Here is a 1488-nt window from a genome sequence, read left to right as displayed (position 1 = left end):
ATATTCCCGTACTTCACCGGATCATCACTGGCCGTTGTAAACTCAACACCCTGCTGCGCGGATATCATACGGCAGCAATAAAACAGCGCCCTGAGAGGAATATCATATCCCGGTTTGTCATCATTCTGAGCTTCTAAGTTTATGATGAGCTTTATATATTCCTCATCCCGATGCCCGGGCAGTCTAAGATACGTCCTGATATCAAATCTATCAAGCCCTTCTTCATTCAGATAAGCCTCAGTACTTAGCCCGGTAATGCGTTCGCCCACGTTTGTAAGCCCGCTATCGACATAAACCTTTCCTATCAGGACTTCTCCCTCGATGCAGGCTTCGATTTCATCATAACTCATTTCGCGGCACTCAGACACCACCTCTTTAAAAATCCTCGCCAGTAAAGGCTTATACGCCAGTATGTTCTTCACGGTCTGATCGAGCCGTATCTTATCCTGATCAGTCGCAACAATTGCTTTCCCAAGTTGTGATAAACGTTCCATATCCGCTCCTACAAAAAGCGAGTAAGACATGAACTTCTCGCCTTAATTATATACCAACCACGCCAATTGCAATTAATTAAAAAAGTATGTAGAAACATATGTTCTGTATCTATTATAAGTGCTGATACGTCTCATGTCAATGTTTACGAAAACAATTGTTTGGCAAAACAAAAAGACCATCTCCTCGACATCAAGTCAAGGACACGGTCCTTTTGAAATTATTAAAGAGGCAGACACTCAAGTCTGCCCCTCAATCCGCTCGGGAACTCCATCAAGAACTTAGGATTCCCAAATATAGATTATTTTGTACTTCAAACCTCAGTACTACGTCTTACACTGCCAAAGTTAAAAATCCCGTAAATCTACTCTCTTACAGATATATCTCCTTGAATTCCCAAAACATAATCCAGCGAGAGCTTGCAGCGATTCGATATATCCTGCGGTGTCATGCCGGACCGGAGCATCTCTTCCACCAATGCTCTTAAAGTGTACCCCTTGTCAAGGACAAAGTAAGAAGAAGGGATTTGAGAAAAATCAGTCTAGCAGATGTCTATATTTTATTAAATTACCTTCTTCTCAATATCTTTTTGAAGGTATAACATCCTTTAAAGGATATACTCCTGATGTTATGTATTCATAGTATTCATTAGGAGATAGCTTTGCTAATCTCCACTGATATCTATCGTTGTTATAATAATCCATCCAATCATCTATTATTGCTTTAACTTCCTCAAAAGTAGTGCAGTTCTTAAGCTTGGATTTTATGTGGTCTTTCATCCTTCCGAAAAAGCTTTCCTGTGGAGCATTGTCCCAACAATTGCCTCTTCTTGACATAGACTGGCGTAACCCTTTGTCTTTTACAAGTTGAATGAAGCTGCAGCTTGTGTAGTGACAGCCTTGGTCACTATGGATTATGGTTTCAGTTGTTAGCGCAACACCATGCTTTTCTATCATTGTATTTACTGTTTCCAGGACAAAATCTACTTCTAATGAT

The 1488-nt window shown here is 40.4% G+C and carries 1 protein-coding gene and 1 pseudogene; both read right to left on the bottom strand.

The features are described 5' to 3' along the window. Positions 1-494 (bottom strand): annotated as a pseudogene (locus BXO88_RS16155) (hypothetical protein); the annotation flags it as partial. 576 nt (positions 495-1070) lie between these two features. Next, a partial coding sequence (locus tag BXO88_RS16770; protein ID WP_139355513.1) for an IS3 family transposase occupies positions 1071-1488 on the bottom strand: 418 nt, incomplete at its 5' end.

The organism is Oribacterium sp. C9 (assembly GCF_002007235.1).
In the GTDB taxonomy this organism is placed as follows: domain Bacteria; phylum Bacillota; class Clostridia; order Lachnospirales; family Lachnospiraceae; genus Oribacterium.
This window is presented reverse-complemented; position numbering and strand designations above follow the sequence as displayed.